The sequence below is a fragment of the Psychrobacter sp. 1U2 genome (genome assembly GCF_051847575.1).
The window spans coordinates 1-563 of sequence record NZ_JBPYDC010001608.1 but is presented as its reverse complement, the minus strand read 5'-3'; the positions used below and the strand labels follow the sequence as shown (position 1 = coordinate 563).

The 563-nt window shown below is 45.8% G+C and carries 1 protein-coding gene; it reads right to left on the bottom strand.

The genetic code is table 11. The features are described from left to right. Positions 1 to 563: hypothetical protein (locus tag ACS8FD_RS23440; protein WP_439277617.1), on the bottom strand; the 563-nt coding region annotated here is incomplete at both ends.

The following is a 563-nucleotide window of genomic DNA, read 5'->3' as shown; positions in this document are numbered from 1 at the left end:
GCAATAGTGTCTCTACCAGATGCTTTGGTTTGACCTATAAATTGATAAGCAGCTCCATCTTGTCCAGCGACTTCACCCGCTCCGTCAATATCAGTAGAACCAATAGCGATACCACGATAACCAGTTGCAGTTGCAGAATGACCGACTGCTAACGATCCATCGCCTGTAGCAGAAGCGACGTTACCCATGGCTTGTGAGTAGTCTCCTCTAGCAACTGATTGACGACCTATCGCTAATGCAGTATTGCCTTCAGATAATGAGCCAACGCCTATAGCCACACCAGCGCCACTAGTCGTTTTTGCATATTCACCTATTGCTACGCTAAATACATGCTCTGTACTTGCACCTGTTCCAATCGCGACGGAGCCTCCATTCTTCATCCCAGGCGTAAATTCATTATCAGTATAGTAAGGGTTGCCACGATCAGCGATTTGATATCCCTTGTTGCTGGTAGAAGATTCGCAGCCAATAGCGATATTTTCTTTATTAGTGCCTGAATTTGCTTGGCTATCATTAGTACATTCAGAAATAGCTGTACCACTTCCTGTACCGCCGTTCACTCC